This window comes from Desulforhopalus sp. (assembly GCA_030247675.1).
Classification (GTDB): Bacteria; Desulfobacterota; Desulfobulbia; order Desulfobulbales; family Desulfocapsaceae; genus Desulforhopalus_A.
The window spans coordinates 263,096-280,532 of sequence record JAOTRX010000002.1 but is presented as its reverse complement, the minus strand read 5'-3'; the positions used below and the strand labels follow the sequence as shown (position 1 = coordinate 280,532).

Here is a 17,437-nt window from a genome sequence, read left to right as displayed (position 1 = left end):
ATACTAAAGATTAGGAAGTATTTTCCAGCAAGAACATTAACAAGGTTGGTAACAACTGATAACAAAACTAAGACAAAAAGGGGTTAATAAGAATCTACTAACCCCTTGATATTATGGTCGGGAAGAGAGGATTTGAACCTCCGACCCCAGCGTCCCGAACGCTGTGCTCTACCAGACTGAGCCACTCCCCGACGTATTGATTTTATTGTTTCGACAACATGCTTAGGCTGCAAATCCTTCACAGCTCGGCGCGTGCGCATAATGCTTTAGCATAGTCCCTTGAGCATGTCCAGCCATTTCTTGCACGATCAACGGCAAAGGCAGCAGAATCGCCGCAGGCCGCACAAAGCGAAGAAAATCTCCGCCATAAAAATTCTATACGCTTGTGATTTCAACCCACTGACCGGTGTCCTCCGATTTCCGAATAGCCTCGCAAACCGTAACCGCGGCCAGTCCCTCCGCACCGGGAATTGGATTTGGCCCTTGCCCCGTCAGGAAGCTATGCCAGTCCTCCAGCAGGGGCAGGATCGTCGGCCCTACTGGCTGGACAGGCAAGGTAGTGGTATGCATCCCTGTAATTTTCTGGAGAATCCCGTGGATCTGATCACCTTGCAGCTGTCCATGTTCACAAACAAATTCATATCTTCCCGACCGTGCCGGACTCACCTTGCTGGCATCGATAACACCCGGACAATCATCGCCCAGAAGCACCTCCGCCACCAGGACATCCTCCAGACGGGGGTTGAAGATCTGCCGAGCTGTCGCCCGGACCCTCACAATCTCCTTGCCGGTTATAAACCGCAGGGCATCGAAGAGATGGACGGCGGTATGAAAAATTACTCCGCCACCGGCCAGCTCAGGCTGTTCCAACCAGGGCATGGTCGATCGCTCCAGTCGCTGACAGGCTGAAAAGGAAAACATCCTGCCCATGGCCGGCAAAATGTCCCGCAATGCAGCAATAACACTGTTGTAACGCAGGGTCTGAGCGACAGTAAGCGGCAAGTCGAGGTGGTCGAAAAGATCAACCATGTTTTGCGCCTCTTGCACATCGGTAGACAGCGGCTTTTCGATCAGCAGAGGTTTTCTCTGCTCCGCGCAAAGCCTGCCGATCTCCCCATTGAGGTTGGGGGTGACGGCGCTGATTACCGCATCAACCCTATTGCAACGCACCAGATCGCGCCAGTCTGGATACCACTGGGTGTTCCAGGCCGCGGCCTGTTCCCTCCCCTCACTTGAACGTCTGCTGATTGCCGCCAGATGAAAGCGGTCGCCGAGATCCGCCACAATGTGGTTGGCATAGCGACTGCCGTGCTTGCCGGTTCCGATGATACCTATCCCTATTTTGCCCTGCATCGCTCCGCCCCGTTTGAAAAGCCTTGCATCGTGACCTGTAGTTTTCTCGCTGCCCCTTGCTCATCATAGGGTCAAACGGCCCTGCCCGTCAACTGCAGCCGGTTGCCGGCAGGGCCGCAGCACCTGTTACCTACCCTTTTTGGCGCAGGTTGCCAGGGTAACCACCGGGAAGGCCGTGTTCACCACCCTCGAACAGGTCCTGATAACCGCCTGGAAGGTATCCCAATCTTTAACGCCCAACAATGCCTGTTTCGCATACGCCAGTTCTTTCCTGTCCATTTTGCAACTCCTTCAAGGTTAAGGAAGAGCATCGATCCGGCAGCGCATAAAAAAAGGCCCCCGGACCAAATGCAATTTGGTCCGGGGGCCCTGATTTCACCACAGACGTGTACTTTTCCTCCCTGATCCGCGGGGAGAACAGCATAAAGGTCAGGGCAGGTATTCTGACTCCCGGTTCATCCTACCGGTCGCGCCTTCCCGATGATTCTCATCAGTGGCATAAGCGACTTTCGTCCCCGGTTACAGCGGCGGGCCCGTTCCGGATTCACACCGGATTCCCATTGATGTCTATGCGACACCCTGACCATGATAGCTTTATCGCGAAAGCGGCAGCGAGTCAAGAACGATTATCGACCACCGAAATCCGACCGCCATGGCGTTTATTGAGCCTGGATTTTTCTGATCTCTTCGAGCATCTGCCGCCCGCCGCCGGCAAGGATCTTTTCACCGACACGGGCTCCCAGCCCCTGCGGATCACCGGCCGAACCCTTTTCGGTGACGCGGAGTATCTGCGTGCCGTCCAGGCTTGCCAGCCCGGCGGAGAGGCTCAGTTCATCGCCTTTCAAGACGGCGTAACCAAAGGCCGGGATGCTGCAGCCGCCTTCGAGCTTTTTCAAAAAGGCCCGCTCGGCGAGGAGGCAGATTTCGCTTTCCTGGTTATTAAGACAGGCACGAATTTTCTCCATCTTTTCGCGGGCCAGGGATGTAGCCGACTCGATGGCGATGCAGCCCTGGCCGACCGGCGGCACGAACTCATCGGTATCGAACTCTTTGACAATCATCTGGTCGTAGCCCATCCGCTTAACCCCGGCGTAGGCGAGGATCAGGGCCTCGCAGACGCCTTCCTCCATCTTGCGGATTCTGGTCTGCAGGTTGCCGCGCATCTCGACAATCGTCACGTGGGGATAGAAGTGCCTGAGGAAGGCCCGCCGCCGCACCGAAGAGGTACCAACCACCAGGTGCCGCTTCGGGTCGGCGATATCGATCGACCGGTCGAGACTGAGCAGCACGTCGTTGACCTTTTCCCGGGCGGTGAAGGCGATCAGGGAAAAACCTTCCGGCAGCTGCGACTGCATGTCTTTGGCGCTGTGGACGGCGATATCGGTGGTTCCCCCGGCCAGCTGTTCTTCGAGTTCGGCGGTAAAGACGCCTTTACTGCCGATCTTGGCAATGGAGGTATCGAGGATCCGGTCGCCGATGGTTTCCATCGAATGAATGCGGGTGGTCATACCGTGGCCGTGCAGGGCCTCCGCAACCGTCTCGGTCTGCCACATGGCAAGTTTACTTTTTCGTGTTCCAATGGTTATCATAGTATCGTCCAAGCTGTATTCTCCAATCACTAAACACATTAAAATTACAATTTATTTTCTGGATCCCGGCGTCCTTCAGGAAAAGAGCCGGGCGCCACTTACCATGGGCTGCCGGATTCTTGCAATGGTAGTCGCGGCGATTTCTCCACGAGTTTTCGAAGAGTCTCCCGGGAGCCATTGCCTCAAGGGGAGTAAATCAGTATCATACTTGTATGCGCTTACTTCTATACAATATACGATACGCCACAGGCCACAAAAACGCTTACCATCTTCCGGTACCTTTTGCCGGTTTTTTCAAGCGAACATCGGGGAACCTGCAGCGGATAATCACCTTCATCGCTTCGGTCAATCCGGATATCGTCGCCTTGGTCGAGGTTGATTCCGGCTCCTACCGGACAGGGTATTTCTGCCAGGCCCAGGTAATCGCCGAGCAGCTGGGCTATAACTGCATCGTCGAAAGCAAGTACCGAGCCGGCTCAATAGCCCAGAAAGTGCCGGTTCTCAGGCAACAATGCAATGCCCTCCTGACCAAACAGACCATCGAGGACTTTCATTTTCACTATTTTGAGCAGGGCATGAAACGCTTGGTCCTGCAAACTGACCTCCTGTCGGTGGCCATTTTCATCGTCCATCTTTCCCTGAAATACCGGCACCGACAGAACCAGCTTGAACAACTCCATTCCCTGGTCCGCGATATCGGCAAGGATGTAATCATTGCTGGTGATTTCAACACCTTCTGGGGCAGCCGTGAGCTTAATCTGTTTCTCGCCGCAACCGGCCTCAGAAACGCCAATGTCACCAACGCCCCATCCCATCCGAGCCATGCCCCACAGCGCCAGATAGACTTCATCCTCCACAGCCCGGGAATCCGTATTGATTCTTTCTACATCCCTGATGTGCGCCTGTCCGACCATTCACCGCTGGTCTGTGATTTTTCCTGTATGTTCACCTGAGCGCAAGGCAAATGTACGGAAAAACTGCTGCCTTCACGCAGGGCGCTGGTCACTGCCACCGAACCGCCGTGCGCCTCGACCACCGCCCGCACATAGTTCAGACCTAGCCCCAGGCCTTTTTGGGAACGGCTGCGGTCGCCCCGATAGAGTCTCTCCCAGATTCGCCCCTGCTCATTCTCGGAGATGCCCATGCCGTTATCGCTGAAAACCACTTCGACCTCGTCGCCAGCGCGTCGGCCGGAGATTTTTACCCAGCCCCCTTCCTTGCCGTATTTAATAGCGTTATCAAGGAGATTGGCCCACACCTGGGCGATTCGCGTGGCATCGACCCGGGCCGGCAGCGGTTTTTCCGTCGACAGCTCTACCGCTATCTTCCTTTCCTCGGCCACGTACTCGTAAAGAGTTACCACCTGTGCAAGGCTGTCCACCAGATCACATTCACCCAGTTCCAACCGCATCATCCCCGATTCGGCTTCGGCGACGCTCATCATGATCCGCAGCATCGCCAGCACCCTCTCCGACTCCTCCAGACAATCGGAAAGGGCCTCGCGCAGCCGCTGCGGGTCGTCTTCGGCCTGCAGCCCATATTCGGCAACCGATCTGAGCCTGGTCATCGGGGTCCGCAGATCGTGGGCGACATTGTCAAGCGATTGCTGCATCTCGGCCACCAGCCGGCGGTTTTGGATGATCAGCCGGTTGATCTGCTTGTACAGACTGTCCAGTTCCTGGCCATTGCCCTCTTCCGGCAACAGGGCGGAGGTCGGCTGCTGCACCAGATTGTCGATCATCTCCCGGCTTTTCAGCAACGGCGCCAGGCTTTGTCTGATAAAGGCGAGGGAAAGCGGCCAGATGAATAAAACGCTGAGGACGACGATGGCCAAGGTATTCAGCCACATCTTTTGAAACAGGGCATAGCCCTGCTGCCCGTCCTTGCCGGCCTGCAACATCCCGCCATTTTCGTAACGGCGGGTGACAATGGTCAGCATCCGCGTTTCCCCGCCCATCCCGACCGGCACCCAAACCCCGGAGGTCTCGGGAGACAGGTCGATGAAGCCCTTGAAGCTCTGGGCCGGTAATTGGTCACCAACCACAAGCAGCTGTTCCGTTCCCTGGATTACCCTGATAAAGGCCAGCCCCTGCAGCAGGCTGTCGGAGCGGAGAAGAAGGGAACCGGAGTGAAGTACCGGGGTGCGGTGGGAGGCGAGATAGCCGTCAAGCAGACGATCGGTTTCACCGCGCTCGATGCCCTCTAAATGTGACCGGAGCACCAGAAGGTAGATCAGGGCGAGCAGTGCCCCGCCGGTCCACAGCAGAAAGAATACCGGCAGCGCCTTCTTGGCGCGCGGCCAGGTGAAATCCTCCTTACCGAGCTTTAAGAACATAGCCCATGCCCCTGACGGTATGGATCATTTTATCCTCAAAGTCCTTGTCAATCTTGTTGCGCAGGCGGCAAACGAGGACATCAACCACATTAGTCTGGGGATCAAAGGAATAGTCATAGACCCGCTCAAGGATCGCCGTTTTAGAGATGACAATACCGGGATGGCGCATCATATACTCTAGGAGGTTGTATTCCTTGGCGGGCAGTTCGATTTTCTCTCCGGCCCGGAATATCTCATGTTTGAGGAGATCCATCTGCAGATCGCCAACCCGCAGCACCATTGGCTGGGTGTTTTTCTTGTCGCGGCGGATGAGGGCCTGCAACCGGGCGAGGAGTTCACTAAAGGAGAAGGGTTTGACCATATAGTCATCGCCACCCCGCTGCAATCCCTGGATACGGTCATCGACCGATTGCCGGGCACTGAGGATGAGCACCGGCGTATCAACGCCCTCACGGCGCATGGTCTCGATTACCGCCAGGCCGTCGAGTTTTGGCAGCATCAGGTCAATCACCGCGGCGTCGTAGGCGTCGTCCAGGGCCATCTCCAGGCCCGTCTGTCCGTCGCCACGGACATCGACGGTGAATCCGGCCTCTTTCAATCCCTTTTCCAGGAAGGAGGCGATTTTCGCATCGTCTTCAATAACCAGGATTCGCATCGCTGCTCCCACTCCTTACTTTTCAGAAACCCTGCCGGCAGCAGCAGGCCCCATCAACTGCTTTTACGTTCGAGGGCAATAACCGAACAATTCCGGCCGGTTATACCACTATTTTGCCGGGTGGCCCGCCGGTAAGAAAAGTAATCATCAGAGCAACAAGTGCAACGGCCGGTCGTCTCGATATGGGCCTCCGCCACTCCGGCCGCGCTCAGCTGCGCCTTGGTGATCTGCCAGAAGTCAAAGGAGGTGTCACTGACCATGAATTGCTGGAAATCCACCGGCAACTCGCTTCTATAGTTGACGAATTCGGCGCAGCAGGGACCGAGGGAGGGGCTAATGATCGCCCGCAGGTCGCTGGCCTCGGTACCGTAGTTACCGGTCATCACCGCCACCACCTCGGGGACAAGGCCAAGGACGCTGCCTCGCCAGCCGCAGTGTATGGCGGCTATGACCTCCCGCCGGGGATCGAGGAGAAGGACCGCCTGGCAATCAGCCTGTTGAATAGCCAGGCCAATACCCGGAAGATTGGTCACCAAGGCATCAAAACCATCAACTTCCAGATCACTGCCAATCGGCTCGGTGAGACAGTACACCCCCCGGCCATGTACCTGTCTGGCGGTAAGCAGTCGGGGAATGTCCAAGGCCTGACGTACCCGTTGCCGGTTCACGGCCACCGCCTCCGGATCATCCCCGACATACACCCCGACGTTGAGCGAGGTGTAGGGTTCACCACTTGCGCCGCCATGCCGGGCAAACATTCCGTAGCGACACGCCCTCCCGGAATCGCAATGGATTTCACCAATTATAGCCTTTGGCAATGCACCTTCTAATATACTTCCCGCCACCGAAAACCTCTTCTGTTGTCCTTGTAATTGGTACCACTCATTCCCGTTCCGTGCAAAGTAAAGCAGTACCGGCCCAGGGGCAACAAAAAATCAATAGACTCACAGACTGTACAGGCCAAGGCGTTTTGCCAGAGCATGCGTCGAAAAACGCGGCGCCCCATCTTTTTCATCGACAGCATTGGTTTTCTTTGGCGAATGCAAGAGGCATCACTATAATGAAGCGAGGCTGGGCCAGACACTGGAGTCCAACGCCCACCCCGGCACTGTGCCGAAATATCCTGTCCCTCCATGCATTCAACAGCCCCCTATGGATAATTTGCCATGACCATACCCATGCTCATCGCCGCTGTCGGCACCTCGCCCACTGCCATGCATACCTTCAGACATCTCGACATGAAAATGCGCGGTCATTTCCCCGAGCAAGAGATCATTTGGGGCTATTCAACAAGGGCGACAAGGCAAAAGACCGTACAACAACAGGATGTTGCACTCCCTTCCCCGGAGTCGGTGCTGCAGGACCTGGCTGCCAGGGGTGTCACCAGGGCGGTTGTGCAATCGCTGCACCTTCTGCCGGGCAGGGAGTTTCACGACCTCCACCGTTCGCTGCGCCACCCAGGCATTACCTGCGCCTCCGGCATGCCCCTGCTTGCCACTCCAGAGGATTATGAAACGCTTGGCGAGATCCTCCGGCCAACCATTACCGCCAGGCCCGGCAAGGCCATCCTCCTGCTTGGTCATGGCACCGCCCATCCCTCCTGGACGGCGTACTATAGCCTGGAAAAAATCCTCCGTCGCCAATTCGGCGAACGGATCTTCGTCGGTGCTCTGGAGAAGTACCCAAACTCGGCGACCCTCCCTGCCGAGATCAGGGCGACCGGCTTTACCAAGGTCTGCATCATTCCTTTTCTGCTGATCGCCGGAATGCACTACCGCAGGGATATTGTCGGTGACGGCCCAGCTTCTTGGACCTCCCAGCTGCAGGATCACGGCCTTGCCGTCGAAACAATCGACCACGGTTTGGGACTTTTCCCGGGCCTGGAGAAGATTATCATCCGCCATATGAAAGACGCCCTAGCGAGCTTCAAGGCTATCTGATACCTTGGCATTAGCTGGAGACGCCACCGGGAAACACCAGGCAACAACCAGATAAAGCAGCATCGCCACCACCAGTACCGCGTTAAATCCAAAATGGATGGCCAGAATGGTCGCCAGCATGGAACTGATCACCGAGCCACAACCGTTAATGCCCCAGGCCCAAGGCACCAGATACGCCGCCCGACTCGACAGATAGGATAAGGCGAGAGGGAAGGGCATTCCCATAAAGAAGGCCAGCGGCCCAAGAACGGTGGCAACAACAGTAATGCGACCAGGAAGACCGAGGTCGCTGGCTAAAGCAAAGACCTTGCCGAGCAGGAGAAGATAACAAAGGCAGATCAGTACGATACCGTAAATTGCCCGGCGTACCAACTCCTCGGGTGCCGGGTGGTCGGCCAGTCGCTGCGCCGCAAGACTGCCGAGTCCGCCAAAGACAAGAAAGGCGGCAATGACGGTGCTGACCGCATATACCGGATGATCAAGAAACAACACGCTTTTTTGGATACAGGCAATCTCGATGAGAAGAAAGGCCACGCCGACAAAGAAGAAATAGGCAACAACCTGCAACCGGCATATTCCTCCGCCACCCCAGTGCGAAGGATTGTCAAAGCTGCGTTCTGCGGCTCGTCTGCGCAAATGAAACCTATGCCCTTGCGGTATGACAAGGGCCAGCGGGGCGAGAATCAGAAGAAGGCTGAAAACCACGGCAACCATCAGCACGGTTAGCAGGATCAGATAACCGGATTCGAGGAGGGACGCACCGCCGCTTTCCCGCAGTTGGAAGAATTCCCGTAGTGCCGACCACTTAAAAAAGTGATGAAAGTACGGCCGGTCATCACTTGCCGGCTGCAGGTTGTATTTATAGCGGGCGATGAAATCGGCCGAATCCACACCGGTAATCGCTCTTGCCGCCTGGGTAAATGTCGCGTCGGCCATAATATTGTAGCGGTTTGCCTGGTCTTCGCCTGTGGCAAAGCTATAGACAATATCAAAGGCGCGAATCCGGCAGAATTCCACGATCTTTTCAATTTCAGCACGACTCAGGGCACTCCCCTTGACAATCAGGGTGCTGGTCTGCCAGCCACGAATGAGCGCCAGATGCCGGCCGGCATCCACCACCCCCATTCCATGCAGGGCTTCCATGGCGGTTGCCAGAAGCTTCAGGCTGTCGCGGGGCGGATTTTTTACCCAGCGGGTGATTGCCAGGTACCCTTCCGGGGACAGATGGCCGATATAGTCGCGGAGGGCCTCGACTGTGTAGAGGTAGTTTTCTCGCAGGGCGTAAAGACCGGAGGCCGAAGGGAAAAAGGAATCGACCAGGGCCACCTGAATGACATCGAACCGCTCCCTGCTCTTCGTGATAAAACCACGCATATCGCCGATATGCACCTTGGTGTCTTCAAGTAAATTGCCGGAATATTCTGCGTATTCACCGGCAAGAAGATCGACGATTTGCGGGTTCAGCTCCACTGCGGTGATCTTCTCCGGCCGGTGGAACCTGGCCTGGAGAATATCCTGGCCGCCGCCGATGCCGAGGATGAGGACGTTCTTAGGTTTATTGAGATGATACGGCAGGGCCGAGGTCATCTGCTGCAGGTAGTGAAGCTGTTCGATCCGGCCGGGCATCCGGGTAATCACCGACATACCGTCCCCGCTTACAAAAATCCCCTTTTGCGCCGGAGGCTCCCGACCGGTCACCAGGCTCATGCCCGGTGCGTAACGCAACGGCGTACCCTCGCTTTCCAGAACCTGCACCAGGCCCAAGGGGCTTGCCCGCTCCATGGTGATTTTTGTCCCAGCAATGCGCTGATACTGTTGCAGCGGCTTATAGGGTGTCGGTTGCAAAGGGCAGTTACCTCCGATAACGGCAAGCAGGGCAAAGATCGCAAACAAACCCAAGCCCTTGAGAGCCGGTCGAGAAACCGAAAGCTCGACCAGGGCAAATGCCGCGGCGACCAGGCCCATGCCACTGATCGCAACCAGCAAACGGTCAGGCATAAGCAGCCAAAGCAACACAAGGATGAGGAGACTGCCGGTACCGGCCCCGAGCAGATCCGCACCGTAAATGACCGGAACCCTTTGCCGGCAAACGGCCAGTGTCATACCAATGGCAGAAGCTCCAAAGAAAAATGGCAGAAAGAGGAGGAGAAAGAGCAGGCCGAGATAGAAGGTCTGGCGGATATCCCAAAAAAGCTCAAGCCCGTTAAAAGGAACCTTTTGGGCAAGGAGAAAGGAAATTAGGGCGGAGGTGCTGAAGAGCACCACGCAGACAAGGTAAAATCCCCGGTAGCTGTCGCGCAGCCGGTCCTGGAAAATCGCCAGGAAGGTGCCGCTCGAGCCATAGCCGAGAAGAGCAAGGCTGATGATCATGTAGGCAAAATGATGATACTGAATGATGGCAAAGAGATGCATCAAGGAAATTTCGTAGGCAAGCAGGCTTGCCGACAGCAGGCCAAGGGAAAGGAGCGGCGGGCGGATGGTCATGGCGGGGTGCTGGAACCACCGGTGAGCGGCACGAACACCACCGGCAGAATCTGTCGGGTCGTCAGACTGCCGTCGTTTTCTTTGGTAATCAGCAGCAGTTGCTGGGTATGAAAGCCACTGCCCACGGGAATGATCATCCGGCCGCCGACCTTCAGCTGGCTGATAAGTGGCGGCGGTACATGGCTTGCGGCGGCGGTGACAATGATCGCATCATAGGGGGCATGTTCGACCCAGCCGTAATACCCGTCACCGGCCCTGGTATGAATGGAGGCAATTGCCAGACGCCTCACCCGCTCTTTCGCCTCCTTCGCCAGGGGTTCGATGATCTCTAGAGAATATACCTCCGCTCCAAGCCAGGCGAGGATTGCCGCCTGATAGGCTGATCCGGTACCGACCTCCAGCACCTTGCTGGCAGGCAATACCCCCAGCAGGTCGGTCATCAAGGCAACGATGTAGGGCTGGGAGATGGTCTGGCCATAGCCAATGGCCAGCGGCCGGTTATCGTAGGCTGATTCCTGGAGACCCGGCGGCACGAAGAGATGCCTGGGCACCGCGCCCATTGCCGCCATGACCCTCGGATCGAGGGCCTCTTTATCAATGTATGCCCTGGTTGCCTGTACATGCGATTCGATCTGCCGCACAAGCTCCTGACGCGCTGCGGCATAACGGTCAGGCGAGTAAGCCCGGGAGGGAAAGGGCAAGGTGAGAAGGAGGATGATAATTAGAGGGTATATTTTCATAACAGGCTCCCTAGGCGAAAGATTGCCCGTTTCATGGCCATGTCAGAACAGCGCCTTCCTCCTCCATAATAGGCCCAGTCGGGCAATTATTCAATGAAAGATCCGACTGCCGATAATGGTGCTGCGGTTCTGATCACTCGCGGGAAATCACTCCAGCCGCTAAGTCCTGAATCACAATTGATGATGCGGAGATCCCGGCCCAACTCATGGCTTTAATGAGGTGAGGCAGATGGTCACTGCGGGACAAGACGAACACTCCGGATAGCAGTGCGCCTTGGCCATCCCTCGGTGTTAGTCAATTAAAATAGCCCGAAAATCATTGACATTGGTGAGGGTCGGACCAGTGACCACAGCATCGCCCAGGGCACCGAAAAAACCGTGTCCGTCGTTGTTATCGAGGCTTTTCTGGGGCACAAGTCCTCCAGCCCAGGCCCGGCTGAGCGAATCCGGCCCCAGGTAGGCCCCGGCTATCTCGACCTGGCCATCGACACCGTCGGTGTCCCCGGCGATGGCATGGACACCGGCCATGCCGTTTAGAGCAAGGCCAAGAGCGAGTAGAAATTCGACGTTGCGGCCGCCGCATCCCTTCCCGCGGACGGTAACCGTCGTTTCGCCACCGGAAAGGAGGATGCAGGGCCGTGCAACGGGTTGACCATACCGGGCTATCTGCCGGACAAGTCCAGCCATGACCTTGGCAACCTCGCGCGCCTCTCCTTCAATACTATCGCCAAGGATGTAGGCCCGGTAACCGGTGGCCTCCGCCAGGCCTGCGGCGGCGGTGAGGGCCATCTGAGGGGTGGCGATCAGGCGATGGTCAACGCCCGCTAAGCGCGGGTCATCAGGTTTAATCGATTCACCCCGGTCGCTTTCAAGCAATTGCCGCACCTTGTCCGGCAGATCGATTCCATACCTGTGGGCAATGGCCAGGGCATCGGCGCAGGTCGTCGAATCTCCCGCCGTCGGGCCGGAGGCGATATCAGAAAGATTGTCGCCGGGGACATCGGAAATAAGGAGGCTTACCACCCTGGCTGGATAACAGGCGGCAGCAAGCCTCCCACCCTTGATGGCCGAGAGATGACGGCGCAGACAATTAATCTCGCCGATGGTCGCGCCGGAGCGCAGGAGGGCGCGTCCCACCGCCTGTTTGTCGGCAAGGCTGATTCCATCAAGCGGCAGGGCGAGGAGCGCCGAACCACCGCCGGAGATCAGGCAGAGCACGGTATCGTCCGCTGACAGCCCTTCGACCAACCGTAACATGCGCTGAGCCCCGGCCATTCCCGCTGCATCCGGCACCGGATGCGCCGCCTCGACGACCTCAATGCGTTCGCAGGGAACCCCGTGGCCATAACGGGTTACCACAAGCCCCGACAGTTCACCCGGCCATTGTCGCTCAACCGTCCGGGCCATCGCCGCCGAGGCCTTGCCGGCGCCGATGACGATCATACGCCCCTTGGGCGGCTCCGGCAGAAAGGGCGGCAGACACCGCTCCGGCTGAGCGGCAGCTATAGCAGTGGTAAACATCTCCTGTAAAAGGTCACGGGGAATCATGGTCATCCCCTCTCGTCGGCCTCAATTCTGCCGCAGTTTTTACAGATTCCATCGACCCGGATCTCTACCCTGGCGATTTCACCGGAGAAGGTTTTCTTCAGCAGATCGGCGTCAATGCAAAACACCTCCGGACGCAGGCAATCCATCTGGCCGCAACGACTGCAGTAGAAATGGGCATGCGGGGCGTGATGCTTATTGGGAGCCAGGCCATAATAAGCAGCGCGGCCACCGGTACTCAGCCGCTCGACAATGTTGTGCCCTACCAGCAGGTCGAGAATGCGATAAACAGTCACCCGGTTTATCGCCTGAGTGCGACTCAACACATTGTAGATATCGCTTGCCGCAAGCGGACAGTTGCTGCCGCCTATTACTTCCAGAACCTGCAGACGATTGGCGGTTGCTTCAAGACCTGCCGATGCAAGAAGATCGGAGTAGTTACATTCCCGGCACATGGTGATTCATCTATTTGTTATTATTATATTTACAATCACTTCTCGAGGTTTTTCCGGCAGACAAGGATGAACCTGTCGAGGATCAGGGACAGGAAAAATACTACTCCGGCAAGAAATATTATCGCCGCTCCCGAGGTCACGTCAAATTTATAGGACAGCCAAAGCCCGCCGGTGGTAAAAATCATCCCGAGAAAACACGAACAAATCATCATTTTAGCGAGTGATTTTGTATACTTTTCTGATATTGACGGCGGGACGGTAAGGAGGGCAATAACAAGAATGAGGCCGACCACCTGGACTACCATGACCACGGTCACCGCGACCATGCCAATGAGCATATAGTAGAGCCTTTTGACCGGAATACCGCGAATCTGCGCGAACTCCTCATCGTAGCTCATGGCCAGCAGATCCCGAAAATAATAGCCGACCAGGAGAAGGATGCCTCCGCCGATGACAGCCATGCTGACAAGATCAGATCGAGGAACACTGAGAATGCTGCCAAACAGGTAACTCATCAGATCAACATTATAACCGGGCGTCAAGTCAAGGAGCAGGATACCGCTGGCCATGCCTACCGCCCACAACACCCCGACAATCGTATCGGCCCGCTCTTTGGCCTTCAAGGATACGGCAGCCATGATCATCGCCACGACAAAGGAAAAACCAATCGCTCCCAGCATATAGGGCAGGCCGAAGAAAAAGGCGACGCCTATCCCGCCATAGGCGCTATGGGCAATCCCCCCGGCGAGAAACACCAGGCGGTTGACCACAATCAAGGTACCGATTATTCCGCAAATTATGCTGGTTAAGAGACCGGCATAGAGGGCATTGCGCATAAATTCAAACTGCAGGGCTTCAATCATAGCGGGGGATATCCAGAAAGGTATTTTTACTCAGGCCCCGTGCAACCGTCTCCACCGGACAGATCTCCTCGGCCGAACAGGAATAAAAAGCGTTCATCAGTTCGGACGTCGAGCCTACGATATTATGGTAATGGAGGCGCTTGTTGACACAGGCTATCGATTTCGCGTACGAAGAGACCACAAGGAGATCGTGACTGACCACCAGAATGGTCAAATCTTTGTTGAGTGTCTTGAGAAGATTGAAAAAAACCGTCTGGCCTTTGGTATCAATGCTGGCGGTCGGTTCATCGAGAACCAGCAAATCAGGTTCGGTGACCAGGGCCCGTGCTATCAGCACCCTTTGCCGCTGTCCCCCGGAAAGATCGGTGATTTTTCTCTCGGCATAGCTATCCATCTCCATCCGCTCAAGTGCCCGTAAGGCCACCAAACGGTCGTCACGGCCATAGAAGAGGTTCCAGCGTTTTGCCGGGGTATGTCTGCCCATGAGTACAACATCAAGGGCCGACGCCGGAAAATTATGGTTATGGTTAATGGTCTGGGGTACATAGCCGATAACCGCCCCGCCCCGGCCGGGAACCTTGCCACCCACCCGAATCGTCCCGCTGGTTGGCTGCAGTAGGCCAAGCACCATTTTCATAAGCGTCGTTTTGCCACCACCATTGGGTCCGATGATCGCGACAAAATCACCGCTATGCACAACAAAGTTGATTGCTGACAGCACCTCCTGACCAGCATAGGAGAAAGAAAGATCTACCATTTCAACCATTGGCTGCGTATCGTCCATTGTTCGTTCCACGGAGTTTCCCCCTAGTCCTATCTTTTTGCCAATACCCGGCATATAGAGCATCTGCAAATCTGTTACACGAAGATTATAACCAAAACAAAAAGAAGAACGCCCAACCTTACTTCGGCAATTTATTCAGATTTATTGCAATAATTCAGGGGTCTTTCTGAAATCCTATCGATTCAGCAAAAAGACGACTTGCCCTCGCTTCGGAAAAAATCAGCCCCATAAACTGATGCAACTGTATTGCATCATCGACAAATAGCCAATGCTTTTCGCCACGCTATTAGGAGAAAAAGTGTTCGAATGGTGCAGATATCGGGACGACGGCCTTCAGAAAAGGAGGTTTTGAGCAGACTGCAGCCCTTGAAACGGCCGGCTATTTATAGGCGGCTGTGGTTCCGGAGAACTTCTCGGCAAGATTATTGTCAATGACATAAATACAGATTTCCTTCGCCCCCTGTCGTGAATAACGGTGCTTTTTCTGTAAATTGTCGATCATAAAGACAACGTCACTTTGGATCTTCTTGTCGTAAGTCCTGAACTGATCCTGTTCAAAATCCTTTACTGCCCGGCGGAAATTCTCGTTTTTAAGGAAGGGTTCAAGCACTTTTTCTTTGAGATTGTAGGTACATTTCTCATAAAGATGGAGATAGAGTTCGGTCTCGGTAATGGGTCGCCCATCCCGCAACATTTCTTGAGGCAAGGCCGTAGTGGTGTAGGTTTTCTGGACATTATGGCGGAAGGTCGCTGCGTGCCGCGGCTCTATCTGCAACCGCGACTCCATCCGGTGAAAGAACTCCTCTGTTATTTCAATCTTTTCTCCCGTAAAATCACAGTGCTCCACCGCCCCGACCTCAAAGTTGACGGCAAACATATAGTTGATGATCTCTTTCGAAATCTGTTCCTCATTGTAATAATACAGCGACTCCTTGACTTCTTGTAACACTGTGAAATTATACATCTTCAAAAGAGAATCCAAGAATCCCATGGGCAGAATATTACGGTCTTCCTTACAGAATTTACGGAAGAACTTGCCGAGCATGGACATATCGATAAGCTTATCATCACTGACGTAGGTGGAGTAAAACTCATTAAACAGTTTTATCGAATCACGACCGGAAAGTCCCTTCCACCCGTCTTTCTCCGATTCGGCGATGATGCTCTGTCGCCTTTTAGCGGTAAAAACAGCAACATCTTCCTCTTTCAGCCATTCGGGGATATAGCCGGTGAAAATCTCCATCTTGAGAAGCTGCAAGTTGGTGTCGCAATACAACTCGTATTTCTCCGGCTGGCTGATCCATTCCTCCATCGCCTCCGACTTGGTTCTCAGCCTTGTAGCAATAATTACCCTGGCAAAATTATGAAGAACCCTGGGGAGAAAACTCTCGTCGATATGCTTACCAAAATTCTCCCGGTAAATATCTACTTCTGTCTGAAGATCAAGAACATACGGGATATTAATATATTCCACCCGGTCACTGAAGGCCTGCAGGTCCTCGATCAGTTTTTTATCCTCGGGATTCATCACCGCAAAGAGCAGCGAATTGACCTTTTCCTCTATATCGTCAACCTTATGCACTCCATCGCTGATGATGTTATGCAGCTCCATCAATCTTTCAGAGTTGTGCGATTTTATGTCCATCAAGGCGTAAATGCCATTATTGGTCTTGGCATAGCGAGAATAGATATAGCTGACATGCTTGCTGCCGGACAGCATGATATCCAGTTTTTTCTGGAGGATATCATTGGAAAGGATGCTGTGCCGCAGCGGCTTGTCACCTGGATTAAAGACCGAAACACCTTCCCCCAGGCGCCGATTGTACACATAATGGCGGGCGAAGACACATTCCAGAACCTTAAGGGGATCACGGTGCTTTTTCAGCAGCTCATGATACAGGGAGACACAGATGGTGCAGGGTTCTTCGTGAAAAATCCATTCGTATTTCTTTTCGGTGAACAGCTGCCACTTGAACTCATCATTTTCAAAAAGATCGTCAAAAAATTGCCGGCGAATCTCTTTGGGAATAAGCAGCAAAGGATTATCATGACTCGGACAGGGCAGGTCGAAATAGCCCCCCAAATCGTTTTCCGGATTGCAGGCACATTTCATCTCTGTTGCCAGCTCTTTTTTCCCCTCCTTCTCCAACACCCAGGCAAGCTTTTCGGTCAGTGAATTGAGGCTGTGTACTCCTCCCACGAGGTGATCCTGCTTCAGCCGCCATACGACTTCATACCTGCAGCCTTCCTGCGAATTGGCATATTCCTCGAACTTATGCAGCAGGTTATTGAGAAAGGTCGACTTACCACTGCCATGCGGTCCATCGAAGATATAGATCTTGTTCTGCTTGGCGCCCACCTTAAAGCTGTCAACATGGCGCATCAAACGATTGGCGAAGAGGCGATCGGCAAAAAAGGCCCGGTCGGCGCCTTCAACAAAGAGCTTCGAACAGTCATATTTCAGAAAACCTATGGATTCAGGATCATCGCCATACTCGTCGATACCTTCGCTGACCAGGGAATCGACCATATCCGAATACACCTGGTAGATATTGCGAATGACTCGTTTGGGATGGCTGATAACCTCCTGAAGAAATTCCTGGAAGGAGAGAATCGGCGACTGGCTCAACTGGCCCCTGCAATTCTCTAAATTACCCATGGCTTTGCTTAAATCGCGCATGCACCCACCTTTCT

At 54.8% G+C, this 17,437-nt stretch carries 15 protein-coding genes, 1 tRNA gene and 1 riboswitch; of the genes, 2 read left to right on the top strand and 14 right to left on the bottom strand.

Annotated features, from left to right (window positions below):
- Window positions 1-114: 114 nt before the first annotated feature.
- From OEL83_01225 to hemC, 4 genes are all read right to left on the bottom strand, one after another.
- Window positions 115-191 (bottom strand) — tRNA-Pro (locus tag OEL83_01225).
- A gap of 184 nt (window positions 192-375) precedes the next feature.
- Window positions 376-1,353, bottom strand: coding sequence for a Gfo/Idh/MocA family oxidoreductase (locus tag OEL83_01220; protein MDK9705644.1), 978 nt, complete (start codon window positions 1,351-1,353; stop codon window positions 376-378).
- Between the two features lie 126 nt (window positions 1,354-1,479).
- Window positions 1,480-1,632 (bottom strand): hypothetical protein, encoded by a 153-nt coding sequence (locus tag OEL83_01215; protein MDK9705643.1) that lies wholly within the window; start codon window positions 1,630-1,632, stop codon window positions 1,480-1,482.
- Window positions 1,633-1,768: 136 nt separating this feature from the next.
- A riboswitch (cobalamin riboswitch) is annotated at window positions 1,769-1,950 on the bottom strand.
- A gap of 62 nt (window positions 1,951-2,012) precedes the next feature.
- Window positions 2,013-2,954, bottom strand: coding sequence for a hydroxymethylbilane synthase (hemC, locus tag OEL83_01210; protein ID MDK9705642.1), 942 nt, complete (start codon window positions 2,952-2,954; stop codon window positions 2,013-2,015).
- 200 nt (window positions 2,955-3,154) lie between these two features.
- On the opposite strand from hemC, the gene OEL83_01205 reads away from it, so the two are divergent.
- On the top strand, window positions 3,155-3,895 hold the full coding sequence (locus OEL83_01205; protein MDK9705641.1) for an endonuclease/exonuclease/phosphatase family protein: 741 nt from the start codon (window positions 3,155-3,157) through the stop codon (window positions 3,893-3,895).
- Here the strand turns inward: OEL83_01205 and OEL83_01200 are convergent.
- From OEL83_01200 to pgeF, 3 genes are read right to left on the bottom strand one after another with little or no spacing between them, the layout of a single operon-like run.
- A complete protein-coding gene (locus tag OEL83_01200; GenBank protein MDK9705640.1) occupies window positions 3,826-5,277 on the bottom strand; it encodes a HAMP domain-containing histidine kinase in 1,452 nt (483 codons plus the stop codon). The genes OEL83_01205 and OEL83_01200 overlap by 70 nt on opposite strands.
- Window positions 5,258-5,932 (bottom strand): response regulator transcription factor, encoded by a 675-nt coding sequence (locus OEL83_01195; protein ID MDK9705639.1) that lies wholly within the window; start codon window positions 5,930-5,932, stop codon window positions 5,258-5,260. Before OEL83_01195 ends, OEL83_01200 begins: the two co-directional genes overlap by 20 nt.
- 53 nt (window positions 5,933-5,985) lie before the next feature.
- The gene (gene pgeF / locus OEL83_01190) at window positions 5,986-6,777 is read right to left on the bottom strand and encodes a peptidoglycan editing factor PgeF (GenBank protein ID MDK9705638.1); all 792 of its coding nucleotides are present in this window, start codon (window positions 6,775-6,777) and stop codon (window positions 5,986-5,988) included.
- Between the two features lie 321 nt (window positions 6,778-7,098).
- On the opposite strand from pgeF, the gene OEL83_01185 reads away from it, so the two are divergent.
- Window positions 7,099-7,872: a sirohydrochlorin cobaltochelatase gene (locus OEL83_01185; protein MDK9705637.1), complete on the top strand. Its 774-nt coding sequence runs from the start codon at window positions 7,099-7,101 to the stop codon at window positions 7,870-7,872.
- On the opposite strand, the gene OEL83_01180 is transcribed toward OEL83_01185, so the two are convergent.
- From OEL83_01180 to OEL83_01150, 7 genes are all read right to left on the bottom strand, one after another.
- Entirely contained in the window at window positions 7,849-10,356 is a 2,508-nt protein-coding gene (locus tag OEL83_01180) for a hypothetical protein (protein MDK9705636.1), read from the bottom strand. The genes OEL83_01185 and OEL83_01180 overlap by 24 nt on opposite strands.
- Entirely contained in the window at window positions 10,353-11,096 is a 744-nt protein-coding gene (locus OEL83_01175) for a protein-L-isoaspartate(D-aspartate) O-methyltransferase (GenBank protein MDK9705635.1), read from the bottom strand. Before OEL83_01175 ends, OEL83_01180 begins: the two co-directional genes overlap by 4 nt.
- A 291-nt stretch (window positions 11,097-11,387) precedes the next feature.
- Window positions 11,388-12,650: a glycerate kinase gene (locus tag OEL83_01170; GenBank protein MDK9705634.1), complete on the bottom strand. Its 1,263-nt coding sequence runs from the start codon at window positions 12,648-12,650 to the stop codon at window positions 11,388-11,390.
- Window positions 12,647-13,096: a transcriptional repressor gene (locus OEL83_01165; GenBank protein ID MDK9705633.1), complete on the bottom strand. Its 450-nt coding sequence runs from the start codon at window positions 13,094-13,096 to the stop codon at window positions 12,647-12,649. Before OEL83_01165 ends, OEL83_01170 begins: the two co-directional genes overlap by 4 nt.
- A 35-nt stretch (window positions 13,097-13,131) precedes the next feature.
- On the bottom strand, window positions 13,132-13,959 hold the full coding sequence (locus OEL83_01160) for a metal ABC transporter permease (protein ID MDK9705632.1): 828 nt from the start codon (window positions 13,957-13,959) through the stop codon (window positions 13,132-13,134).
- On the bottom strand, window positions 13,952-14,743 hold the full coding sequence (locus tag OEL83_01155; GenBank protein ID MDK9705631.1) for an ABC transporter ATP-binding protein: 792 nt from the start codon (window positions 14,741-14,743) through the stop codon (window positions 13,952-13,954). The genes OEL83_01160 and OEL83_01155 overlap by 8 nt, the downstream gene beginning before the upstream one ends.
- A gap of 379 nt (window positions 14,744-15,122) precedes the next feature.
- On the bottom strand, window positions 15,123-17,423 hold the full coding sequence (locus OEL83_01150) for a serine protein kinase PrkA (GenBank protein ID MDK9705630.1): 2,301 nt from the start codon (window positions 17,421-17,423) through the stop codon (window positions 15,123-15,125).
- Between the last annotated feature and the right edge of the window lie 14 nt (window positions 17,424-17,437).